This window comes from Pseudomonas knackmussii B13, from assembly GCF_000689415.1.
GTDB lineage: Bacteria > Pseudomonadota > Gammaproteobacteria > Pseudomonadales > Pseudomonadaceae > Pseudomonas > Pseudomonas knackmussii.
In genome coordinates, this window is record NZ_HG322950.1 from 2,974,309 (window position 1) to 2,996,466 (window position 22,158).

A 22,158-nucleotide genomic window follows, 5' to 3' on the forward strand; every position below is an offset into this window, starting at 1 on the left:
TGGCGGGTAGCGCGGGCGATCAGCGCCCGCTTCCCAGTGCCATGCGGGCTCAGCGCTGGATATAGCGCAGCACGGCCTCGCAGATCATTTCCTTGTGCCGGCGCTTGACCTCCTCGTCGGCCAGGTCGATCTGGAAGATCTCACCGAAGGTGTTGCGGTTGGACACCCGATAGAAACAGAACGAGCTGATGAGGATGTGCAGGTCGAGCGGATCGATGCCTTCGCGGAACAACCCCTGTTCCGCGCCGCGACGGAGGATCTCGGCCAGCGACAGGAGCATGGTGTTGCTCATCGAGCGGATGGCCGTGGATTTCTTCACGTACTCGCCGTGGTGGATGTTCTCGATGCTGACGATGCGCACGAAATCGACGTTGCGATCGTGGTGATCGAAGGAGAACTCGACGGTGCGGCGGATCGCCTCCAGCGGTTCCAGCTCGGTCAGGTGCAGCTTGCTTTCGGTGTGGCGGATGTCGCCGTAGAGCTTTTCCAGCACCTCGACGTAGAGCTGCTCCTTGCTGCCGAAGTAGTAGTAGATCATCCGCTTGGAGGTGTGCGTGCGCTCGGCGATGGCATCGACGCGCGCGCCGGACAGGCCCTGCTGGACGAACTCGGTGATGGCGGCCTGGAGGATGCCTTCGCGGGTCTTCTCAGGGTTGTTCTTGCGGCCCTTTCCACGCACTTCGCTGGCGGGGTCGAGGGGGGCGGCGGGATTCGGCATGGCGGGCTCACAGCCTTGGAAAATGCTGCCGATTATGGGCCGTGCCGCGCCCCCAAGGGAAGGCGGCGCGGCCCATGCAGCGGGCATCAAAGCTTGGGTTTGCGTGCCATACCGCTGCGTGCCTGTGCCATGGCCGCAAGGCGCACCGCGACGTTCGCCGCGCCGTAGCCGACATAGCCATTCTTGCGCTGCAGGATTTCGAAGAAGAAACGCCCCTCGAACGGCTCGGTGTAGACGTGGAACAGCTCGCCGCCCTGGGCGTCGCGGTCGTAGAGCACGTTGTAGTAGGCCAGCTCGCTGAGGAATTCGTCGTCGAAATCGAAGCGCGCAGCCAGGTCGTCGTAGTAGTTCAGCGGGATTTCCAGCAGCGGCACCCCCGCCTCCTTGGCACGGGCCACCTCGGCAAAGATGTCCTCGCAGGCGAAGGCGATGTGATGCACCCCGGAACCGCGATAGCTCGATAGCGCGTGGGAGATCGCCGTGTTGCGGTTCTCCGAGACGTTCAGCGGCAGGCGCAGGTTGCCGCAGCGGCTGCGGATCGCGCGGCTCTTCACCAGGCCATACGGGTCGGGTAGGACAACCTCGTCGTCGGCCTCGAAATCGAACAGTGCCTTGTAGAACAGCACCCAGCTGTCGAGGCTGTCGGCCGGCAGCGCCATGGCCATGTGGTCGATGCGTTGCAGGTGGCCGCCGGCCTGGGCCTGCAGGTCGAGGCGGAAGTCGCTGTCGTAGAGGGTCTGCCCCGGCTCGCCCGGCTCCACCAGGTAGATCAGGCTGCCGTCCGGCGCCCGCACCGCGGGAATCTCACGCTCGTTCGGGCCGACCAGGCCGCGGAACGGCTGGCCCTTGAACGCCTGGGCACGCTCCAGTGCGCGGGCGCCGTCACGCACACGCAGGGCGGTGGCGCACAGGGACGGGCCGTGGGCTTCGAAGAAGTTGTGGGCGAAGGAATAGGGCTCGGCATTGAGCACGATGTTGATGTCGCCCTGGCGCAGCAGGCTGACGGCCTTGGAGCGGTGCTCGCCGGCGCGGGCGAAGCCCAGCTTCTCCAGCCAGCCACCCAAGCGCGCCCCCAGAGCTTCGTCGACCGCGAATTCGAGGAATTCGACACCGTCGTAGCGGCTGGCCGGCGGCGGCGCGAAGAGCAGATCCGAATCGACGACGGGCTTGGCGTCCTGTTCCAGCAGGCGACGGGTCTTCTCTTCAAGGTAAAGCAGCGAGCGCAGGCCGTCGGCGGCATTGGAGCGGGTCGGCGCGGCACGGAAGCCGTCGTTGAAGATTTCCAGCGACAGCGGGCCCTTGTAGCCGCTGCGCAGGATGGGCGCGAGGAAGCCCGCGAGGTCGAATTCGCCCTGGCCGGGGAAGCAGCGGAAGTGCCGGCTCCACTCCAGCACGTCCATCGCCAGGATGGGCGCATCGGCCATCTGCACGAAGAAGATCTTCTCGCCGGGAATGTCGGCGATGGCGCTGGGATCGCCCTTGATCGACAAGGTATGGAAGCTGTCCAGGAGCACACCCAGGGCCGGGTGGTCGGCCGCACGCACCAGGTCCCAGACCTGCTGCCAGGTATTCACGTGGCGCCCCCAGGCCAGGGCCTCGTAGCCGATGCGCAGATTGCGCGCGCCGGCACGTTCGGCCAGCAGGCGGAGGTCGTCGACGAGGATCTCGCGCTCGCCCAGGGAGTCGACCGCGGTGTTGCTGCAAACCAGTACCAGGTCGGTGCCCAGCTCCTGCATCAGGTCGAACTTGCGCTCGGCGCGCTCCAGGTTGCGCGGCAGGCGGTCACGGCGGCAGCCCTCGAAGTCACGGAACGGCTGGAACAGGGTGATCTGCAGGCCAAGGTCTGCACACATCTGGCGCACGTCGCGCGGGCTGCCGTCGTAGTACAGCAGGTCGTTCTCGAAGATCTCCACGCCGTCGAATCCGGCGGCGGCGATGGCTTCGAGTTTCTCGGGCAGGGTTCCGCTCAGGGAGACGGTGGCGATCGAGCGCTGCATGTTCAGCTCCTGTTCTATGGGCTTCTGCGAGCCATGGCCGTGGGTGCGTGCCCGCGACCGGTGGTCGGCACGCACCGCGAATTCGGGTGCGCCGCGGGCGCACGTCTGGTCAGTGGATTATTGGAAAGGTATTTTCGAGCGGCAACTCGAATTGTACGAACTGGTTAGTTTTGTGTTCGGTAATCGAACAGAAGGCCGGTTATCGAATTGACGCTTTTTCAGTCGATGCGCAACATCGAAAACAGCCTCGGGGATTCACCTGAACGGTAGGCAGCCTTCCTGCCCTTGCCTGCCGAATACCCCGGAGCGAGACGCCGCAAGGCCATAACAATTTCAAGAAACAGGTACCGCCTCATGCACATGCACACCGACTCCGTCGCCCGCTCTCCGTCCGTCGTCCGCGTGGCAGCGCCCTCCAGCGCTCCAGACCGCGCCTGACACAGCCCCAACGCCCGCCACCGCCCTGCCCGCGCACCAGGTCCGCCGACCTGACGCGCTGTCCCCGGCCCGGCGCGCTTCTTCAGCTGAGACTGCACGCGCAGTCACACAACGGACGGCCCCGAGATGATCCATACCCAAGCTTCTTCCGCCGCATCGCATACCCCCCATGCCTCGATCGGGCAGAAAATCCAAGGCGCCTTCGCGGTCGGCAAGACTCGCTGGGCCATGCTCGCCCTGGTGTTCTTCGCTACCACGCTGAACTACATCGACCGCGCGGCGCTCGGCGTCATGCAGCCGATCCTGGCCAAGGCGATGAACTGGACGGCAATGGACTACGCCAACATCAACTTCTGGTTCCAGGTCGGCTATGCGATCGGCTTCGTGATCCAGGGACGGCTCATCGACAAGGTTGGCGTGAAGCGCTCGTTCTTCTTCGCCGTACTGCTCTGGAGCTTCGCCACCGGTGCTCATGGCCTGGCGACGTCGGCCGCTGGGTTCATGGTCTGCCGCTTCATCCTCGGCCTGACCGAGGCGGCCAACTATCCGGCCTGCGTGAAGACCACCCGCCTGTGGTTCCCCGCCGGCGAGCGCGCCCTGGCCACTGGGCTGTTCAACGCCGGCACCAATGTCGGCGCCATGGTCACCCCGGCGCTGCTGCCGCTGATCCTTTCGGTCTGGGGCTGGCAGGCCGCCTTCCTGGCCATGAGCTGCCTCGGGCTCATCTGGGTGGTGCTCTGGAGCAAGCACTACTTCAACCCCGAGGAACATCCGCGGGTGAAGCAGAGCGAACTGGACTACATCCACAAGGAAGCCGAGCCGGCCGTCGAGCGCGTGCCTTTCAGTCGCGTCCTGCGCATGCGTGGCACCTGGGCCTTCGCCCTGGCCTACTCGATCACCGCGCCGGTGTTCTGGTTCTACCTGTACTGGCTGCCGCCCTTCCTCAACCAGCAGTACAACCTGGGGATCAGCGTGACCCAGATGGGCATTCCGCTGATGCTGATCTGGCTGACCGCGGACTTCGGTAGCGTTGGTGGCGGCATCCTCTCGTCCTGGCTGATCGGGCGTGGCATGCGTGCCACCACCGCACGCCTGCTGTCGCTGCTGATCTTCGCCTGCACCATCGTCAGCGTCACCTTCGCCGCCCACGCCAGCGGCCTGTGGGTCGCGGTTCTGGCCATCGCCGTGGCCGTCGGCGCGCACCAGGCCTGGACCGCGAACATCTGGAGCCTGGTCATGGACTACACGCCCAAGCACCTGATGAGCACCGTGTTCGGTTTCGGCGGCATGTGCGCGGCCATCGGCGGCATGTTCATGACCCAGATCGTCGGTGCGGTTCTCACCGCCACCAACAACAACTACGCCGTGCTCTTCACCCTGATTCCGGCGATGTACTTCGCCGCCCTGATCTGGCTGTACTTCATGGCCCCGCGCAAGGTGCCTACCAGCGTCGAGTAAGACGCGGACCTGTTCCACTCTCGGAGGCCTGCGGGCCTCCTTTTTTTTGCCGAGCGAACGCCGTCAGCTACGGCGCTGCATCCAGGCTGCCGCCAGGCCGCTCAGGCAGATCACCGCGATGCCGACCAGAGCCAGGGCACTAGGCACATGGCTAAAGATCAGCCAACCGATCAACCCGGCGAAGACGATCTGGCAGTAGCCGAACGGCGCCAGCAACGCCGGCGCGGCATGGCGGAACGCCTGGGTGAGGAACAGGTGTGCGGACATCCCGCAGGTGCCAAGGGCGATCATCATCAGCGCGTGGCCGAGGCTCGGCGTGTGCCAGACGAAGGGCACCATCGCCGTGGTCAGCGCGGTATTCAGCAGGCCGGCGAAGAAGTTGCTGGTGGTCGGGCTGTCCACCTCGGCCAGCTTCCGCGTCAGCAGCTGGTAGAAGCAGAAGCACAGCGCCGAGGCCAGCGGCAGCAGCACCGCCGGGGTAAAGAGCTCGCCGCCCGGATGGACGATCGCCAGCACGCCGGCGAAGCCCATGCTCACCGCCCCCCATTGCCCAGCCGTGACCCGCTCGCCCAGCAGCGGCAACGACAGCGCGGTGACCAGCAAGGGCGCAAGGAAGTTGACTGCCGTGGCCTCCGCCAGCGGGATGTATTGCAGCCCGGTGGTGAACAGCAGGCTGGTGCCCAGCAGGCAGACTGCGCGCACCACCTGCAGCAGCGGACGGCGGCTGCGCAGCACGCGCAGGCCTGATTGCGGCAGGAAGATCCCGGCCATCAGCAGGGTATGCACCAGGTAGCGCGCCCATACCACCAGCAGGATCGGGTAGAAGCCGGAGAGGTACTTGGACAAGGCGTCGTGGGTGGAGAACAGCGAGGTCGCCAGGATCACCAGAAGGATGCCCTTCAGGGGCTGGCTGCTGCCGGACAGCGCGGAGGCGGCGGTCATCGGGAGTTCCGGATAGGTCGGTTGCAAAGCAAGGCGCCCGGCAGTGTGCCGGGCGATGGATGGAAAGGGAACGCTGACAGCGGCGTTCAGAGACGAGCGAGCACCGCTCGCGTCTTCTCCAGCGCCAGGCTCGCGCGCTGCAGGGCGCTGACGCCCTGCTCCAGCAACTGCCGGGTGGGAATCTCCAGGCTCAGCGGAATGTTCGCCGGCAGCGTTTTCAGCAGCCCCGCGAGATCGCAGTCGCCATCGCCGGGGAAGCGCCGCTCGTTGCGTGCCTGGCGGAGGATCTCCTGCATGTCCGCCGGACGCGGACCGGCAACGTCGCACAATTGCGCATAGCGCAGGCGCTCGGGCGGAATCTGCGCCAGGTCGTTCAGCGCCGAGCCGGAACGGTTGAAATGGAAGGCGTCGACCAGCACGCAGGCATTGTCCATGCCGGCGTTACGCACCACTCGCCAGGCCCTGTGCAGGTCGGGGGCATCGGTCCAGGGCATGAACTCCAGGTGCGGGCGCAGGGCGTAGCCATCGGCCAGTTCGCACAACTCGGCGAAGCGCTCGGTCAGGCGCGCCTCGTCGGGGTCGTTGCCGGCCACCAGCAGCTCGCTGCCGCCGAACTCGGCGCCGACCGCGAGGATCGGCTCGAAGTCGGCGACCCGGGTTTCCGGCTTCAGACGCAGGATTTCCAGGTCCAGCACGCGCACGCCGGTATCGCGCAGGCGCGCATGAGTCTGACGGCGCAGCTCGGCATCGGCGACCAGCGGGAAGTGGTGTTCCTCGGCAGTGGCCGGCACCAGGCGCAAGCCAACGTGGCTGTAGCCGGCACGGGCGGCCACTTCGACCATCTCCGGCGGGGACAGCTCGAGGACGGTCAGTGCGGCGAGGGAAAGGATTCGGTCGGTCATGAATTCAGGTTTCCAGGTTCGGCATTGAATCGCAAAGGATGTTCGGTCAGACAATTCGCGATGGCGCGCAGGCCCTGCCGCTGGCAGCGGCTTCGCGCACTGCCTCGATCAGCGCCAGGGTTCGACCGCCGTCGGCAGCATCGGTCAGCGGTTGTTCCTCGCCCCGCGCAACGCGCACGAAGTGTTCGAGCTGCAGGCGCAGCGCCTCGCCCGGGGTGAAGGTCTCGCTGCCGCGTAGCAATGGCTGGTGCCAACCGGCGCCCGGCTCGGCGTAGTGCCAGCGCTGCAGCTGCGGAATGCTCAGCGCGCCCTGGGTGCCGGCCAGCAGGTAGCACGGCTGGTCGTACTGCCGCGGGTAGACCGGGCTTTCGCCGGAATCCAGCTCCCAGCTCCAGGGCGCGGCCACGCCGTCGGAGCCGGTCAGGCTGCCGAGGGCACCGTTCTCGAACTGCAGCAGGATGGCTGCGCTGTCCTCGTTGGGCAGGCCGCGCACGGTGTTGCTGGTGAAGGCTTGTACCTGCACCACCTCGCCGCACAGGTAGCGCAGCAGGTCGAGGTCGTGGACCAGGTTGGTGAACAGGAAGCCGGCCCCCGGTTCGCGGCGCCAGGGCACATCGAAGTAGCTCTCCGGTTTCTGCAACTGCCAGAGCGCGGTCACGTTCACCAACCTGCCCAGGGCGCCCTCCGCCAGCACTTCGCGGGCCCTGGCGATCAGCGGGTTGTGCCGGCGGTGATGGCCGACCAGCACAGGCACACCGCTGCCGCGACTCGCAGCCACCAGTTCGCGCACCTCGTCCAGGTGCACGCCTACCGGCTTCTCCAGCAACACCGGCACTCCCGCCGCGAGGCAGTCCAGGGCGGTGGCCACGTGCAGGTTGTTTGGGTTAGCGACTATCACTGCCTGCGGCTGCGCCACGTCGAGCATGCGTCGATGCTCGGTGAAGTGCGGCACGCCGCATTCGGCGGCGAACTCGGCCGCGCCCGGGCCTGGATCGGCCACCGCGCAAAGCCGCGCAGCCGGAACCTGGAGCAAATGCTGGTAGTGCTGGCGGCCCATGTGGCCGGCGCCGATCAGGGCAATTCGCAAGGGAAAGGTCACGCGCGAGTCCTCTTCTGCTTGTCGTACTCGAACCCGTTGGCGAGCGGGTTCGATGAAGGATCTACGCAGATTTAGAACGCTGTTCCAGTTTTGCTCAAGACGGTACGCAAAAGCAGCGTGCGATTATCGCCCACTGTCGGGCAGATGCAGGCAGACGCCTCCCTCTGCCGCGAAGCGGAAGGCGTGGAGGTCAGTGCACAACGAGAATCAGGCGAAGAGTTCGGAGGCCTGGCTGGCGGCGGACAGCTCGGCTGTGGCGGCCAGCAACAGCGGCGCCAGCTCGTGCAAGCGCGCCTCGGGCAGGCGGGCGCTGGGGCCAGCGACGCTGAGTACGCCTATCACCCGCTTATCCAGGGGGCTGCTCACTACAGCGGCAATGGCGGAAGTGCCGACGGCGGAAGTCTCCTCGACCCAGGCATAACCGTGCTCTCGAGCGCGCTTCAGGTAGCCCAGCAGCTCATCCTGGCTGCGCGGTGCACGCGGGCCGAAGCCAGCTGGATCAGCGATGCCCTGGCGTTGCACCAACTCCATGGCCTCGGTGTCGCTCAGGCTGGCCAGCCAGGCATGGCCGGAGGCGGTGTAGAACAGCGGTGCGTCGCGGCCCATGTCCGGGTCGTAGCGCAGCCCCGAACGGGCCCCCTGCGACTTGGCGATCCAGGTCTGGCGCTGGCCGTCGATCACGCCCAGGCGCACCAGTTCGCCGCTGTCCTGGGCAAGGCGGTCGAGGATCGGCTGGACGATATCGGCGCCGCTGCTGGAGAGGTAGCGGAAGCCCAGAGCCACCAGCTTGGTGGACAGCTGGTAGCGGCTGTTCTCCGGGTTCTGCCGCACGTAGCCCAGGCGGATCAGCTCGGCGAGCATGCGGTGCGTCGCGCTCTTGGGAATCTGCAGGCGGTCGGCCAGGGTCTGCATGGGCAGGCCGCGCGGCTCGCCGGTGAGGCTTTCGAGAAGACTGAAGGCACGTTCGATCTGGCTACCGGCCATGGGCGTCGTCCATTGCAAGGATCGGCGGATTCTAAAGAGATAGTCCCAGGCGGGAAACCGTCCATCCCTTACCCTCGAATCCCAGCAATGTACGAACCGGTTAATTACCGTTCGCTGATCGCACAAGATGCGCTTTGGGCAATTGTCTGGCCTGGCCCGCCCTTTCACTATCGAGGCGTACCGGTCCCCGGCGGCACGCGCAGCCCACGGACACGAACGCATTCGAACAATTACAAGAAGGCCTACCGCAATGCCGCACCCCGCCATCGATCCGCTCCCGCGCGGTCGAACGCCAGGCACCCACGCCTAGCGCTCGTCCTGCGCCGCCGCCCGTCCCCGGGCACCTCACAGACTCGATAACAACAATGACTCCAGAGAGATCGTCATGGGCTACTCCTGCATCCGCGATTTTCCCCGCCGCCTGCCCGCCGTCCTGGCCCTGGCCGGTACCACCTGCGCCCTGCCGGCCTTCGCCGACGGCTTCCTCGACGACAGCAAGGCCGCGCTGACGCTGCGCAACTTCTACATGAACCGCAATTTCGTCGGCGACACCAAGCAGGGCAAGGCCGAGGAATGGACCCAGAGCTTCATCCTCGACGCCAAGTCCGGCTACACCCAGGGCACCATCGGTTTGGGCATGGACGTTCTGGGCCTTTACAGCGTCAAGCTCGATGGCGGCAAGGGCACCGCCGGCACCCAGCTGTTGCCGGTGCATGACGACGGTCGCCCGGCCGACGACTTCGGCCGCCTGGCCATCGCCGGCAAGGCCAAGGCCTCGAAGACCGAGCTGAAAGTCGGCGAATGGATGCCGGTGCTGCCGATCCTGCGCTCGGACGACGGCCGCTCGCTGCCGCAAACCTTCCAGGGCGCGCAACTCACTTCCAAGGAAATCGCCGGACTGACCCTCTACGGTGGCCAGTTCCGCCAGAACAGCCCGCGTAACGACGCGAGCCTGGAGGACATGAGCCTGTTCAACCGCACGGCGTACAAGTCCGACCGCTTCAACTTCGCCGGCGGCGAATACCGCTTCAACGGCGACCGCACCCTGATCGGCCTGTGGGACGCGCAGCTGAAGGACATCTACCAGCAGCAATACCTGCAGCTGCAGCACTCGCAGCCAGTGGGCGACTGGGTGCTGGGCGCGAACATTGGCTACTTCTGGGGCAAGGAAGACGGCAGCGCGCGGGCCGGCGACCTGGACAACCGCACCTTCTCCGGCCTGTTCTCGGCCAAGTACGGCGCCAGCACCTTCTACGTCGGCCTGCAGAAGGTCATGGGCGCTGACGAGTGGTTCCGCGTCAACGGCACCAGCGGCGGCACCCTGGCGAACGACAGCTACAACTCCAGCTACGAGAACGCCAGGGAGAAGTCCTGGCAGCTGCGCCATGACTACGACTTCGCCGCGCTCGGCGTACCCGGGCTGACCCTGATGAACCGCTACATCCACGGCGACAACGTGCACAACAGCAGCACTGACGACGGCACCGAATGGGGCCGCGAGAGCGAGCTGGCGTACACCATCCAGTCCGGCCCGCTGAAGACGCTGAACGTCAAATGGCGCAACTCGACCATGCGCCGCGATTGGGGCAAGACCAACAGCTTCGACGAGAACCGGCTGATCGTCAGCTATCCGCTGAACCTGCTGTAAGGCTCTTCGTAGGAGCGAGCTTGCTCGCGAACCGCATGGCAGCGTTTGTTCGCGAGCAAGCTCGCTCCTACAAAAGCGTTACCAACTCCCGCCCCCGTCACTCCCGCGAACGCGGGAGCCCAGAGCCGCTTGCCCGATGCCCCCGCCAACCTCGCGTTCGAACCGGACGTTTTCGTCCAGATCGCCCCTGTGCGGACCGAATGCCAAGGCCAATCGGCGCATAACGCGAGCGTCATACGCCCTGCGCCGGCCCGGCGGGCATCAAATGCCCGGCTTGCCTTCCTCGTCCTCGGCCTTGATCTCTTCCAGGGCCAGTTCCAGGCCCCAGCTGGAAGCCTCCACCGGGGCCGCTGGCGCGGGCGTCGGAGTGGCGGGCTGGGCCTTGGCCGCCTGGGCCATGGCGGTGGCCGGGTTGTCCTTGTAGAGCTTCAGCTTCAGGCGCAGGTTGTTCGCCGAGTCGGCGTTCTTCACCGCTTCCTCTTCGCTGATCGCGCCTTCCACGGCCAGGTCGAACAGCGCCTGGTCGAAGGTCTGCATGCCGAGGGCGCGGGACTTGTCCATGATCTCCTTGATCATGCTGAATTCGCCGCGCTTGATGATGTCGCTGATGGTCGCGGTGCCCAGTAGCACCTCCACCGCGGCGCGGCGCTTGCCGTCCTGGGTGCGCACCAGGCGCTGCGAGACGAACGCCTTGAGGTTGTTGCCCAGGTCGTTGAGCAGTTGCGGACGACGCTCCTCCGGGAAGAAGTTGATGATGCGGTCCAGCGCCTGGTTGGCGTTGTTGGCGTGGAGCGTCGAGATCGCCAGGTGGCCGGTGTCGGCGAAGGCCAGGGCGTGCTCCATGGTCTCGCGGTCGCGGATCTCGCCGATCAGGATCACGTCCGGCGCCTGGCGCAGGGTGTTCTTCAGCGCCGCATGGAAGCTGCGGGTGTCCACGCCCACTTCGCGCTGGTTGATGATCGACTTGCGGTGCCGGTGCACGTACTCGATGGGGTCTTCGATGGTGACGATGTGGCCGCCGCTGTTGCGGTTGCGGTGGTCGATCAGCGCCGCCAGGGAGGTCGACTTGCCCGAGCCGGTGCCGCCGACGAAGAGCACCAGGCCACGCTTCTCCATCACCACCTTGAGCAGCACCTCCGGCAGCTTCAGGTCCTCGAACAGCGGGATGTCCAGCTTGATGTTCCGCGCAACGATGGAAACCTCGTTGCGCTGCTTGAAGATGTTGATGCGGAAGCGCCCGACGCCGGTGACCGAGATCGCCAGGTTCATCTCCAGCTCGCGTTCGAATTCGGCGCGCTGCTCCTCGTCCATGATCGAGTTGGCGATGGCCGCGACTTCGCCGGCTTTCAGCGGTTCGTTGGACAGGGGCTTGAGCACACCGTTGAACTTGGCGCAGGGCGGCGCGCCGGTGGACAGGTAGAGGTCGGAACCGTCCTGACTGGACAGGATCCGCAGCATCGCTTGGATTTCCATCTGTACTGCATCCATACGCTGGGAACGAGGGGCGAAACCCACGGCGGGTGTCGCATGGCAAATGTCGACGCACTCTAGGCAGGGCTAAATACCGGCACAATGCCAGCCCGGAAGAAATGCGACCTGCGTCACTCCAGCTCGTCGGCGCGCCGCGCGCTACAATCCGCCGTTTCGTACAGAAGGTAAGACTGCATGCCCGTCGCCATGGCCCGCCACATCCTGGTAAAGACCGCCGCCGAAGCCGAGCAACTCAAGCAACGCCTGGCCCGCGGCGAAGACTTCGCCACCTTGGCCAGGAAGCACTCCACCTGCGGTTCGGCCAAGCGCGGCGGCGATCTCGGCGAAATCCGCCCCGGGCAGATGGTGCGCAGCATCGACGCGGTGATCTTCAAGAAGCCGCTCAACGTCGTGCATGGGCCGGTGAAAAGCCAGTTCGGCTACCATCTCGTGCAAGTCTATTTCCGCGACTGATCGCCCTCCGGAGCGCCCATGACACCCAGCCAGATCGCCGCTTTCTGCCTGCAGCTGCCCGGCGCCCGCGAAGACCTCAAGTGGGGCAGCAACCGGGTGTTCTCGGTGGCCGGCAACAAGATGTTCGCCATCCTCGATTTCCTCGACGAGGGCCGCGGCGGCCTGGCCTTCAAGGTCGATAGCGACCTGTTCCTCGGCTACGTCGACCGCCCCGGCATCAGCCCGGCACCCTACCTCGCCCGCGCCCACTGGATCGCCCTACAGCGCCCCTACCCCATGGGCGCCGAGGAACTGCGCGCCGCCCTCACCCGCTCGCACCAGCTGGTGGTCGCGCGCCTGCCCAAGCGCCTGCGCCTGGGCCTGCTGCTGGATCCGGCATGAACCGCGTACTCACCTGGGAAGGTATCTGGCAGGCACCGGCCGCCAGTTGGGAGCGCCTGCAACTGCAGGACGGCCGCGCCGACAGCCAGCTGCGGGTAGCCGCAGCCGATGGCCAGCCGCCGTACCAGTTGGAATATCGCCTGGAATGGGACAGCGCCTGGTGCCTGCGCGAAGCGGAATTGGCGGTAGAGGCCGAGAGCTTCCAGCGCCACTTGCTCCTGCTGGCCGACGGCAAGGGCCACTGGGCGCTCGGCGACGGCAGCCCGCTGGCCGAGCTGGACGGCTGCCTGGACATCGACATCTGGCCGAGCCCTTTCACCAACACCTTCCCGATCCGCCGCCTGGGCCTGGGCGACGGCCAGGCCGCCGAGTTGGACGTCGTCTACATAGAGGCGCCGCAGCTGAAGCCGGTACGCATGCGCCAGGGCTACACGCGGCAGGATGCGCGGCACTACCTGTACCGCAACCTGGAAGGCAGCGGGTTCCAGGCGTTGCTGGAGGTCGATGAGCACGGGCTGGTGCTGGATTACCCGACGCTGTTCCGGCGGGTTTAACGATCGGTTCGCGAGCAAGCTCGTTCCTACAGGAAGCACCCGCCCTTCGTAGGAGCGAGCTTGCTCGCGAACAGCCCCGCCATCGAGGTCCAGCCCTGCAGCGAATTGGGGCTTTTTTGGATCCCCGCATTCGCGAGGACGACGGGAGGCGCTGAAGCAAACGTCGTCTTCCCCGCGAACGCGGGGACCCAGAGACAAGCGAAACCGAGGTAGTTCGTTAGCTAGCTTTCCTACAAGAAAGACCAGGTTCATCATGGCCTCCCGCTCTCTACCCCGCTGTTCCCGCCCATGTCCGCCGATATCGCCGCTCCGCGCTCCAACGCCGCCATCACGCTCGAGGTGGTGTCGGTGGTGCTGTTCACCTTCCTCGCCTACCTGACCATCGGCATTCCGCTGGCCGTATTGCCCGGCTACGTGCACGGCGACCTGGGCTACGGATCCGTGCTCGCCGGCCTGGCCATCAGCACCCAGTACCTCGCCACCCTGCTCACCCGGCCCTACGCCGGCAAGGTGATCGACACCCTCGGTCCGAAACGCGCGGTGCTCTATGGCATGTGCGGCTGCGCCGTCAGCGGCTTGTGCATGCTGCTTTCGGCTTCCACCCAGGCACTGCCGCTGCTGAGCCTGGGCAGCCTGCTGCTCGGCCGGCTGATCCTCGGCACCGCGGAAAGCCTGGTGGGCAGTGGCTCGATCAGTTGGGGCATCGACCGCGTCGGCGCCGGGCACACCGCCAAGGTGATTTCCTGGAACGGCATCGCCAGCTACGGCGCACTCGCGGTCGGCGCGCCGTTCGGTGCGGTGCTGGCACAGCACTTCGGCCTGGCCGGCATGGCGCTCGCCGTCACCCTGCTGGGCATGCTCGGGTTCGCCCTGGCTTGGCCACGACGCCCGGCCGCCGTGGTCCACGGCGAGCGCCTGCCCTTCCACCACGTGCTTGGCCGCGTGGCGCCGCACGGCTCCGGATTGGCGCTGGGCGGCATCGGCTTCGGCTGCATCGCCACCTTCATCACCCTCTACTACCGCAGCCGTGGCTGGGACGGCGCGGTGTACTGCCTGAGCGCATTCGGCGCCTGCTTCATCGGCGCGCGCCTGCTGTTCGCCAATGCGATCAACCGCCACGGCGGCTTCCTCGTGGCTATCGTCTGCCTCAGCGTGGAAACCCTGGGTCTGCTGCTCCTCTGGCAGGCGGCAGCGCCCTGGTCGGCCTTCGCCGGCGCGGCGCTCACTGGTTTCGGCTTCTCTCTCGTATTCCCCGCCCTCGGCGTCGAGGCGGTGCGCCTGGTGCCGGCCTCCAGTCGCGGCGCGGCACTGGGCGCCTACTCGCTGTTCATCGACGTGTCGCTCGGCATCACCGGCCCGCTGGCCGGCGCCATCGCCAGCGGCTGGGGCTTCCGCTCGATCTTCCTGTTCGCGGCGACCGCCGCGTTGCTCGGTCTTGGCCTGAGCCTCTGGCTGCAGCGCCGGCACTGAGCCCGCGGCGGTCTCGTAATACCTTGATTTTGCGAGCACTCTGCTATTATCGCCGGCGTTCGAGGCCTGTGAGGGGCCTCGGGAATAATCCGAATAACGCCAGCCCCCGGCTCGCCTGCCCGCTCCGCCTTGTGCCGGAACGGGCTGCATTCGCCTCCCGCCAGGGCGCGCGGCGATTACAGACCGTAGGAAACAAGAAGATGATGAACACGCGAATCAGCCTGCTCGCACTGGGCATTCTCGCCGCCGCAGGCCAGGCCATGGCCGACGACCAGGCTGCCTCCAAGGGCTTCGTCGAAGACAGCCACCTGGACCTGTTCTTCCGCAACGCCTACATGAACCGCGACTATATGAACGGCAAGGCCGACAAGGCCGAGTGGGGCCAGTCCGCCACCGCCACCTTCACCTCCGGCTTCACCCAGGGCACCGTCGGCTTCGGCATCGACACCTTCGGCCTCTACGCCCTGCGCCTGGACGGCGGCAAGGGCAAGAGCGGCGCGGCAGGCATCGACTTCTTCAAGCAGGGCGACAGCGGCGAAGCGGCTGACGACCTGTCCCGCGCGGGTGGCGCGGTCAAGGCGCGCTTCTCCAACACCGTGGTCAAGTACGGCGACCAGATGCCCGCCCTGCCGGTGCTGAGCTACGACAACTCGCGCCTGCTGCCGGAAAGCTACACCGGCACCCTGATCACCTCGAAGGAGATCGACGGCCTGGAACTGAACGTCGGCAGCTTCACCGAGGAAGCCCGCAAGAGCGCCGAAGGGCGTGACAGCGGTGGCCTGAAGCGCATCGACGTCTACGGCGGCAGCTACAAGTTCACCGACAACTTCAGCGGCTCGCTCTACGCATCGGACAACAAGGACGTGGCTCGCAAGGAGTACATGAACCTCAACTACGTCATCCCGATGCAGGACAAGCAGTCCCTGACCTTCGACTTCAACGGCTACAAGACCAAGTTGAACAAGGACTGGGCCGAGCAGAACAACAACGGCAACCGCGACAACACCATCTGGAGCCTGGCGGCCACCTACACCCTCGGCGCGCACTCCTTCATGCTCGCCCACCAGCGCAACACCGGCGACACCGGCTACCTGTACGGCTGGTACCAGAACGCTGGCGGCCTGGGCGACGGCGGCACCACCATCTGGCTGGCCAACTCCTACTGGTCGGACTTCAACGGCGAGGACGAGCGCTCCTGGCAGGCCAACTACGCCATCAACTTCGGCGAGTACGGCGTTCCGGGTCTGAGCTACACCGTCGCCTACGTCTACGGCGACAACATCAAGACCTCGGAAACCAGCGACGGCCACGAGCGCGAGATCTTCAACCAGCTCAAGTACGTGGTACAGGACGGCGCGGCCAAGGACCTGTCGGTTCGCCTGCGTGGCTCCTGGCTGCGCGTGTCCAACGACGCCAGCGAGTACAACGTCAGCGGCAACGAAGTCCGCGTGTTCGTCGACTACCCGTTCAGCGTGTTCTGATCGAACGGCTCGCTCGAGCTGAAACGAAACGCCCCGTGGCAGCAATGCCACGGGGCGTTTTTACGGGTGCCTGCTCAGCGGACCACGTGCAGGAAGTGCAGATGGCGCTCGTACTGGTCGAGGATGTCGCCGATCACGTCGTCGCGACTCCAGCCCATGATGTCGTAGTCCTGCCCGCCTTCGCGCAGGTGCACCTCGGCGCGGAAGTATTTGCGGGCATCGCTGCCGTCGTCGTCCTGCAGAACGAAATTGGGCAGGGCGAAGGCGCGCGGACGCACTTCGTAGACGAAGCGCCCTTCCCCGGCGTGCTCGAGCTCCAGCAGCACCCGGCCGTCATCGCGCTCGTTCACCGCGACTTCATAGCCCTGCTTGCGCAGCTCGCTGGCGACCTCGTCGCAGGACGGCCGCACCACCTCGGCGATGAAGCGCGAAACATGGGCGCGGCGCGGACGCATGGCGATGTTGCGCAACCGCCGCTGCCAGCCGCCGTGTTGCCCGCGGCTGGGCGCCGGCAGTGCCTGGCCACGCAGGTCGCGGCGGGTGGCGTCCAGGTGCAGCGCCTTGAACAGCCCCCAGATCGACGCCAGGAGGATGATCGCGAACGGCAAGGCGCTTGCGATTGTCGCCGTCTGCAACGCCTTGAGGCCGTTGGCCAGTAGCAGCGCGATAGCCACCACGCCGATGCTCACCGACCAGAAGATGCGCTGCCACAGTGGCGAATGGGCATGCCCGCGCGAGGCCAGCATGTCCACCACCAGGGCGCCGGAGTCGGCGGAAGTGACAAAGAACACCACCACCATGGCCACCGCCACCATCGACACCACGCTGGAGAACGGGAAGTGCTCGAGGAAGGCGAACAGCGCCAGTGAGCTGTCCTGGCCGACCATGGTCGCCAGGTCCTTCACGCCCTCGTTGAGGATCATGTGGATCGCACTGTCGCCGAAGATGGTCATCCACAGCAGGGTGAAACCGGCCGGCACGAAGAGCACGCCGCAGACGAATTCGCGGATGGTCCGGCCGCGCGAGATGCGCGCGATGAACAGGCCGACGAAGGGCGACCAGGACAGCCACCAGCCCCAGTAGAGCAAGGTCCAGCCGCCGATCCAGTCGGTGGGTTCGTAGGCGTAGAGGTTGAAGGTCTTGTTGACGATGTCGGACAGGTAGCCGCCGGTGTTCTGCACGTAGGTCTGCAGCAGGAACACGGTCGGGCCGAGCGCCAGCACGAACAGCATCAGCACCACGGCCAGGCCGAGGTTCAGCTCCGAGAGGATGCGGATGCCCTTGTCCAGGCCGCTGGCCACCGACAGCGTGGCCAGCCCGCAGGTGACGGCGATCAGGATGATCTGCACGGTAGCGTTGACCGGCAGGCCGAACAGATGGTGGAAACCGCTGTTGATCTGCAGCACGCCATAGCCCAGCGAAGTCGCCACGCCGAACACGGTGCCAAGGATGGCGAAGACGTCGACGGCATGGCCGATCGGGCCATGGATGCGCTCGCCAATCAGCGGGTACAGCGCCGAGCGAAGCGTGAGCGGCAGGCCCTTGCGGAAACTGAAGTACGCCAGGATCAGCCCGACAATGGCGTAGATCGCCCAGGCGTGCAGGCCCCAGTGGAAGAAGGTGATCTTCATCGCCTCGCGGGCCGCGGCAACCGTGCCGCCCTCGCCCACCGGCGGAGTGGTGAAGTGCATGACCGGTTCGGCCACGCCGAAGAACATCAGGCCGATGCCCATGCCGGCGGAGAACAGCATGGCGAACCAGCTGGTGTTGCGGTACTCGGGTTCGCTGTGGTCGGGGCCGAGGCGGATGTCGCCGTAGCGGCTTACCGCGAGGAACACCACGCTGATCAGAACCAGCGCGACGGTGAGGATGTAGAACCAGCTGGCGTTGGTGAAGATCCACTGCTGGATGTGTTCGAACAGGCTCTGCGCCTGCGTCTGGAAGACCACTGCGTAGATCACCAGAAGGGTGATGAGCAGTGCGCTGCTGTAGAAGACTGGGGGGTTGAGTGTGCTCCTGGGGGTTGACGTCTTGTCGGTCAAGTGGGGTTTCTCCTGCATTGCGAAACACTTCTTTCGATTGCGCCGGCACAGGGCCAGCGCAATCGAAAGTTTTCTAGGGTACCTCACTGAAGCCTCGAAGATTTTCGAGTGGCCGCTACGCGGGGCCATTGGCCTGTCCAGATCGGGGCAGTTGGAATGGCTTGGACTCCCCCTCCAGAGCCCGCTGCTACAGGCGCGCTCGGCAGCCTCGCCAAGCGCACGTCTCGCGCCGATACCCGGCGCGAACGGTTGCGCAACTGGCACGTGCATCTAGGCTGGATTTCGTACGGCACGCGCGGTCGCAGGGAACGCCCAACCACCGGGGCGCAGTCACCGCTCAGGTCGCGAGCGCCGAAGGACGTCGGCGCCTCGATGAACCGATGAAAAAGCAGGGGAGGCTCGATGCATAAGCGCAACTTACGATCTGCGCGCCTACACCGCCTTTCAGCGCTCGCCAGCACACTCGCAAGGAAGCCGGGCCGGCGGGATGAAGTTTTTGCGCCGCACCCAGCCGGCCTGGCGCGAAAGCCCACTGAGTACCACGCTTGAACCTGTAGCAAACCGCAAGCGAACACCCCTACCTGAAGACATGGAGCATAAAAATGCAAATGAAGTCCTGGGCAGTTCCGCTGTGCCTTACGTCCTTACTGCTCTCCGGTTGTGCCAGCAAGTACGTCGAGCCAGAGCAGTATTCCGGGTTCCTCACCAACTACAGCGTGTTGAAGGAGGACAAGTCGCCCTCCGGCGCACCCGTCATGCGCTGGATTCAACCGGGCCTCGACGTGAGCCAGTTCACCAGCGTCTACGTCGAACCGAGCCAGCTCTACCCGCAGCCGCAAGCCACCGACAAGATCCCGGCGAGCACCCTGCAGGGCATCACCCAGTACTACGACCAGGCCCTGAAGACCCAATTCGCCAAGGTCCTGCCGCTGGCCAACGGCCCCGGCCCGGGCGTCCTGGTGGTGCGCCCGGCGATCACCGCGGTCAGCGCCAAGACCAAGAGCCTGCAACCCTACGAGGTGATCCCGATCGCCCTGATCGCCGCCGGCATCAGCACCGCCGCCGGCATCCGCGACCAGGACACCACCCTCGCCACCGAAGCTGCGTTCATGGACGGCAGCAACAACAAGGTGGTCGCCCAGGTGGTGCGCAAAGGCTCGGGTAAAGAACTCGAAAACTCCGACCAGGTGGTCAAGTCCACGGACTTCCGCACCGTGCTCGATACCTGGGCCTCGGACATGGTCAAGTCGTACCAGAGCCTGAAAGGCAAGTGACACCCGCGGCGCCCGGGCTGCCATCGGCACCCGGGCGTCCGCTGCCTCCGCGAATCCCCTGCTCCGCGCAACACCAAGCGCTTTCCCCGCCTTGCGCCGAACCGCACGCCGTAGAAATCCCTAGCCATTAGTACAGAAGCGTCCTGCGCGTACTTACCTTGCCGTCCTACAAAAGCTGCCACTACATTGCGTACCCCGTACGGCCCGCCGCCCTTGCCCCGGGATGGCGGCTTATTCACTCCTGAGACGGAGCAACGGAAATGCGCAATCAACCGACCCCGGCCACAAGCCCCCGGTCGCTCCCCCTGCCCTGCACCTCCGCCAGCGAGGTGCGCCATGCCTGACCTCAAGCTGGTCCCCCTGCGTCACCAACCCTTCGAGGACGTTCTCTACATCAACACCGCCGCACCGGCCGAGCACCTGTACGAAGCCGCCGCGCGCCGTCTGCAGGCGCTGGAAAACCTGCTGCAAGTGCTGGAGCAGCACGACAGCGCGGAAACCCTGCTGCAGGAAACCGCCCGCCTGGCCTGGGCCCTGGCGCCGCTGGCCAGCGAAGCGCGGCAGTTGTACGAGGCAGCCCAAGGGGCACAGATGCGCGCCAGCGCCTGACCAGCACGTAACCGCCCTCCCAGGAAAATCCACGCCTTAAGGACGAAGCGCCGGAGCGAATGCCCCGGCGCCGAGCCGCTTCAGCGCGCCGGGCCCAGCGCCTTGGCGTGGACGATCGCCTGGGTACGGTGCTCCAGTGCAAACCGAACATCTCGGCCACATGCCGCAACGCAGCCAATGCCATGGATCAGGCTCCAACTCAATCCGCGGGGTGTCGGCGTCGGAGTCGATCGAGACAAAGGAAAGGGCCAAGCTGCTGTGCGTTACACCGGAATCCATCGAGAGCCACATAAGGCACATCTTCAGCAAACGCCAGGTCGAGAGCCGGGTGCAGGCCACCGTAACCGCCAAGGCCCGATCTGACGCGCCCCTTGACCTCGCGCATGCAACTGTCACCCCAGCTATGCGACAATGCGCGCCACGTCCGCGACCAACCCCCGCATGCAGCACCCGGCAGCTCGGTAGGAGCTGCGGTTCGCGAAACCCACTTACGCCCGCAGGATCGACTCAGGCGCCCCCGGCGAACCTGAGCGGCTGAACTCGGTATCAAATTGCTATCGGCTTGATCCATGCACCTCTAAGTTATTGATAGGTAAGAACCTTGATCTCCACCGCCAACATCACCATGCAGTTCGGCGCCAAGCCGCTGTTCGAAAACGTTTCCGTCAAGTTCGGCAACGGCAACCGCTACGGCCTGATCGGCGCCAACGGCTGCGGCAAGTCCACCTTCATGAAGATTCTCGGTGGCGATCTGGAGCCTTCGAGCGGCCAGGTGATGCTGGAGAACGGCGTGCGCCTGGGCAAGCTGCGCCAGGACCAGTTCGCCTACGAAGAGTTCTCGGTGATCGACACCGTGATCATGGGCCACGAGGAGCTGTGGGCGGTCAAGGCCGAGCGCGATCGCATCTACTCGCTGCCGGAAATGAGCGAGGAAGACGGCATGGCCGTGGCGGAGCTGGAAGTCCAGTTCGCCGAGTTCGACGGCTATACCGCGGAATCCCGCGCCGGTGAGCTGCTGCTGGGCCTGGGCATTCCGCTGGACCAGCACTTCGGCCCGATGAGCGCCGTGGCCCCGGGCTGGAAGCTGCGCGTGCTGCTGGCCCAGGCGCTGTTCTCCGATCCGGACCTGCTGCTGCTCGACGAACCGACCAACCACCTGGATATCAACACCATCCGCTGGCTGGAAAACGTGATCACCGCGCGCAACAGCACCATGATCATCATTTCCCACGATCGTCACTTCCTGAACAGCGTCTGCACCCACATGGCCGACCTGGACTACGGCGAGCTGCGCCTGTTCCCGGGCAACTACGACGAGTACATGACCGCCGCCGAGCAGGCTCGCGAGCGCCTGCTGTCGGACAACGCCAAGAAGAAGGCACAGATCGCCGAACTGCAGACCTTCGTCAGCCGCTTCTCGGCCAACGCGTCCAAGGCCAAGCAGGCCACCAGCCGCGCGCGCCAGATCGACAAGATCCAGCTGGAAGAGGTCAAGCCGTCCAGCCGTGTCAGCCCGTTCATCCGCTTCGAGCAATTCAAGAAGCTGCACCGCCAGGCGGTGACCCTGGAGAAAGTCAGCCAGGGCTTCGACGGCGTCGAGCTGTTCAAGAACCTGAGCATGCAGGTCGAGGCCGGCGAGCGCATCGCCATCATCGGCCCCAACGGCATCGGCAAGACCACCCTGCTGCGTACCCTGGTCGGCGAAATGGCGCCGACCTCCGGTGAAGTGAAATGGACCGACAGCGCCGACGTCGGCTACTTCGCCCAGGACCACGCCGAGGACTTCGAGGACGACTACAACCTGTTCGACTGGATGGCCCAGTGGACCCAGGGCGGCGAGCAACTGGTGCGCGGCACCCTCGGCCGCATGCTGTTCTCCAACGACGATATCAAGAAGTCGGTGAAGGTGATCTCCGGTGGCGAGCAGGGCCGCATGCTGTTCGGCAAGCTGATCCTGAAGAAGCCCAACGTGCTGGTGATGGACGAGCCGACCAACCACCTGGACATGGAATCCATCGAGGCGCTCAACCTGGCGCTGGAGAACTACCCGGGCACGCTGATCTTCGTCAGCCACGACCGCGAGTTCGTCTCCTCCCTGGCCACCCGCATCATCGAGCTGTCGGAAAACGGCGTGACCGACTTCAGCGGCACCTACGACGACTACCTGCGCAGCCAGGGTGTGATCGTCTGAGGCGAAAGCAGCGCCTAAGCTGAAGG

General features: G+C 65.6%; 18 protein-coding genes. 10 read left to right on the plus strand and 8 right to left on the minus strand.

All coding sequences use genetic code 11. The features are described from left to right. Positions 1-49: 49 nt before the first annotated feature. Entirely contained in the window at positions 50-718 is a 669-nt protein-coding gene (locus PKB_RS14045) for a TetR/AcrR family transcriptional regulator (RefSeq protein ID WP_043252646.1), read from the minus strand. Between the two features lie 86 nt (positions 719-804). Further along, positions 805-2,715: a 3-dehydroshikimate dehydratase QuiC gene (gene quiC / locus PKB_RS14050; RefSeq protein WP_043252648.1), complete on the minus strand. Its 1,911-nt coding sequence runs from the start codon at positions 2,713-2,715 to the stop codon at positions 805-807. A gap of 564 nt (positions 2,716-3,279) precedes the next feature. On the opposite strand from quiC, the gene PKB_RS14055 reads away from it, so the two are divergent. Next, positions 3,280-4,611, plus strand: a complete 1,332-nt coding sequence (locus PKB_RS14055; protein WP_043252650.1) for an MFS transporter — start codon at positions 3,280-3,282, stop codon at positions 4,609-4,611. A 63-nt stretch (positions 4,612-4,674) separates the two neighbouring features. On the opposite strand, the gene PKB_RS14060 is transcribed toward PKB_RS14055, so the two are convergent. The 4 genes from PKB_RS14060 to PKB_RS14075 all read right to left on the minus strand — a co-directional run bounded on the left by PKB_RS14060 (position 4,675) and on the right by PKB_RS14075 (position 8,538). Then, complete coding sequence (locus PKB_RS14060) at positions 4,675-5,553, minus strand: DMT family transporter (RefSeq protein WP_043252653.1); 879 nt, start codon at positions 5,551-5,553, stop codon at positions 4,675-4,677. An 86-nt stretch (positions 5,554-5,639) separates the two neighbouring features. Continuing rightward, positions 5,640-6,455 carry a sugar phosphate isomerase/epimerase family protein gene (locus PKB_RS14065; protein WP_043252655.1) on the minus strand — a complete coding sequence of 272 codons (816 nt, stop codon included), beginning with the start codon at positions 6,453-6,455 and terminating at the stop codon, positions 5,640-5,642. A gap of 46 nt (positions 6,456-6,501) precedes the next feature. Further along, positions 6,502-7,554 (minus strand): Gfo/Idh/MocA family protein, encoded by a 1,053-nt coding sequence (locus PKB_RS14070; RefSeq protein WP_043252658.1) that lies wholly within the window; start codon positions 7,552-7,554, stop codon positions 6,502-6,504. A gap of 207 nt (positions 7,555-7,761) precedes the next feature. Next, positions 7,762-8,538, minus strand: a complete 777-nt coding sequence (locus PKB_RS14075) for an IclR family transcriptional regulator (protein ID WP_043252660.1) — start codon at positions 8,536-8,538, stop codon at positions 7,762-7,764. Positions 8,539-8,923: 385 nt separating this feature from the next. Here PKB_RS14075 and PKB_RS14080 point away from each other — a divergent pair, with 385 nt between their 5' ends. Then, on the plus strand, positions 8,924-10,186 hold the full coding sequence (locus tag PKB_RS14080) for an OprD family porin (RefSeq protein WP_052355284.1): 1,263 nt from the start codon (positions 8,924-8,926) through the stop codon (positions 10,184-10,186). Positions 10,187-10,447: 261 nt separating this feature from the next. On the opposite strand, the gene PKB_RS14085 is transcribed toward PKB_RS14080, so the two are convergent. Continuing rightward, positions 10,448-11,659 (minus strand): PilT/PilU family type 4a pilus ATPase, encoded by a 1,212-nt coding sequence (locus PKB_RS14085; RefSeq protein WP_197539260.1) that lies wholly within the window; start codon positions 11,657-11,659, stop codon positions 10,448-10,450. Between the two features lie 192 nt (positions 11,660-11,851). Between PKB_RS14085 and PKB_RS14090 the strand changes: the two genes are divergently transcribed. The 5 genes from PKB_RS14090 (at position 11,852) to PKB_RS14110 (ending at position 16,016) form a co-directional block, all read left to right on the plus strand. Further along, complete coding sequence (locus PKB_RS14090) at positions 11,852-12,130, plus strand: peptidylprolyl isomerase (protein ID WP_043252662.1); 279 nt, start codon at positions 11,852-11,854, stop codon at positions 12,128-12,130. Between the two features lie 18 nt (positions 12,131-12,148). Further along, the gene (locus PKB_RS14095) at positions 12,149-12,511 is read left to right on the plus strand and encodes an MmcQ/YjbR family DNA-binding protein (RefSeq protein WP_043252664.1); all 363 of its coding nucleotides are present in this window, start codon (positions 12,149-12,151) and stop codon (positions 12,509-12,511) included. Continuing rightward, the gene (locus PKB_RS14100; protein WP_043252667.1) at positions 12,508-13,065 is read left to right on the plus strand and encodes a putative glycolipid-binding domain-containing protein; all 558 of its coding nucleotides are present in this window, start codon (positions 12,508-12,510) and stop codon (positions 13,063-13,065) included. Before PKB_RS14095 ends, PKB_RS14100 begins: the two co-directional genes overlap by 4 nt. A gap of 288 nt (positions 13,066-13,353) precedes the next feature. Continuing rightward, positions 13,354-14,535: an MFS transporter gene (locus tag PKB_RS14105; protein ID WP_043252670.1), complete on the plus strand. Its 1,182-nt coding sequence runs from the start codon at positions 13,354-13,356 to the stop codon at positions 14,533-14,535. A 200-nt stretch (positions 14,536-14,735) separates the two neighbouring features. After that, the gene (locus tag PKB_RS14110; protein ID WP_043252672.1) at positions 14,736-16,016 is read left to right on the plus strand and encodes an OprD family porin; all 1,281 of its coding nucleotides are present in this window, start codon (positions 14,736-14,738) and stop codon (positions 16,014-16,016) included. A gap of 74 nt (positions 16,017-16,090) precedes the next feature. Here PKB_RS14110 and PKB_RS14115 read toward each other — a convergent pair whose 3' ends face one another. After that, complete coding sequence (locus PKB_RS14115; RefSeq protein WP_242411233.1) at positions 16,091-18,058, minus strand: BCCT family transporter; 1,968 nt, start codon at positions 18,056-18,058, stop codon at positions 16,091-16,093. 602 nt (positions 18,059-18,660) lie between these two features. Here PKB_RS14115 and PKB_RS14120 point away from each other — a divergent pair. From PKB_RS14120 to PKB_RS14130, 3 genes are all read left to right on the plus strand, one after another. Further along, positions 18,661-19,332, plus strand: coding sequence for a DUF3313 domain-containing protein (locus PKB_RS14120; RefSeq protein ID WP_043252676.1), 672 nt, complete (start codon positions 18,661-18,663; stop codon positions 19,330-19,332). A gap of 336 nt (positions 19,333-19,668) precedes the next feature. Further along, positions 19,669-19,941, plus strand: coding sequence for a hypothetical protein (locus PKB_RS14125; RefSeq protein ID WP_043252679.1), 273 nt, complete (start codon positions 19,669-19,671; stop codon positions 19,939-19,941). 601 nt (positions 19,942-20,542) lie between these two features. Beyond that, positions 20,543-22,132, plus strand: coding sequence for an ABC-F family ATPase (locus tag PKB_RS14130; protein WP_043252681.1), 1,590 nt, complete (start codon positions 20,543-20,545; stop codon positions 22,130-22,132). Positions 22,133-22,158: the final 26 nt, after the last annotated feature.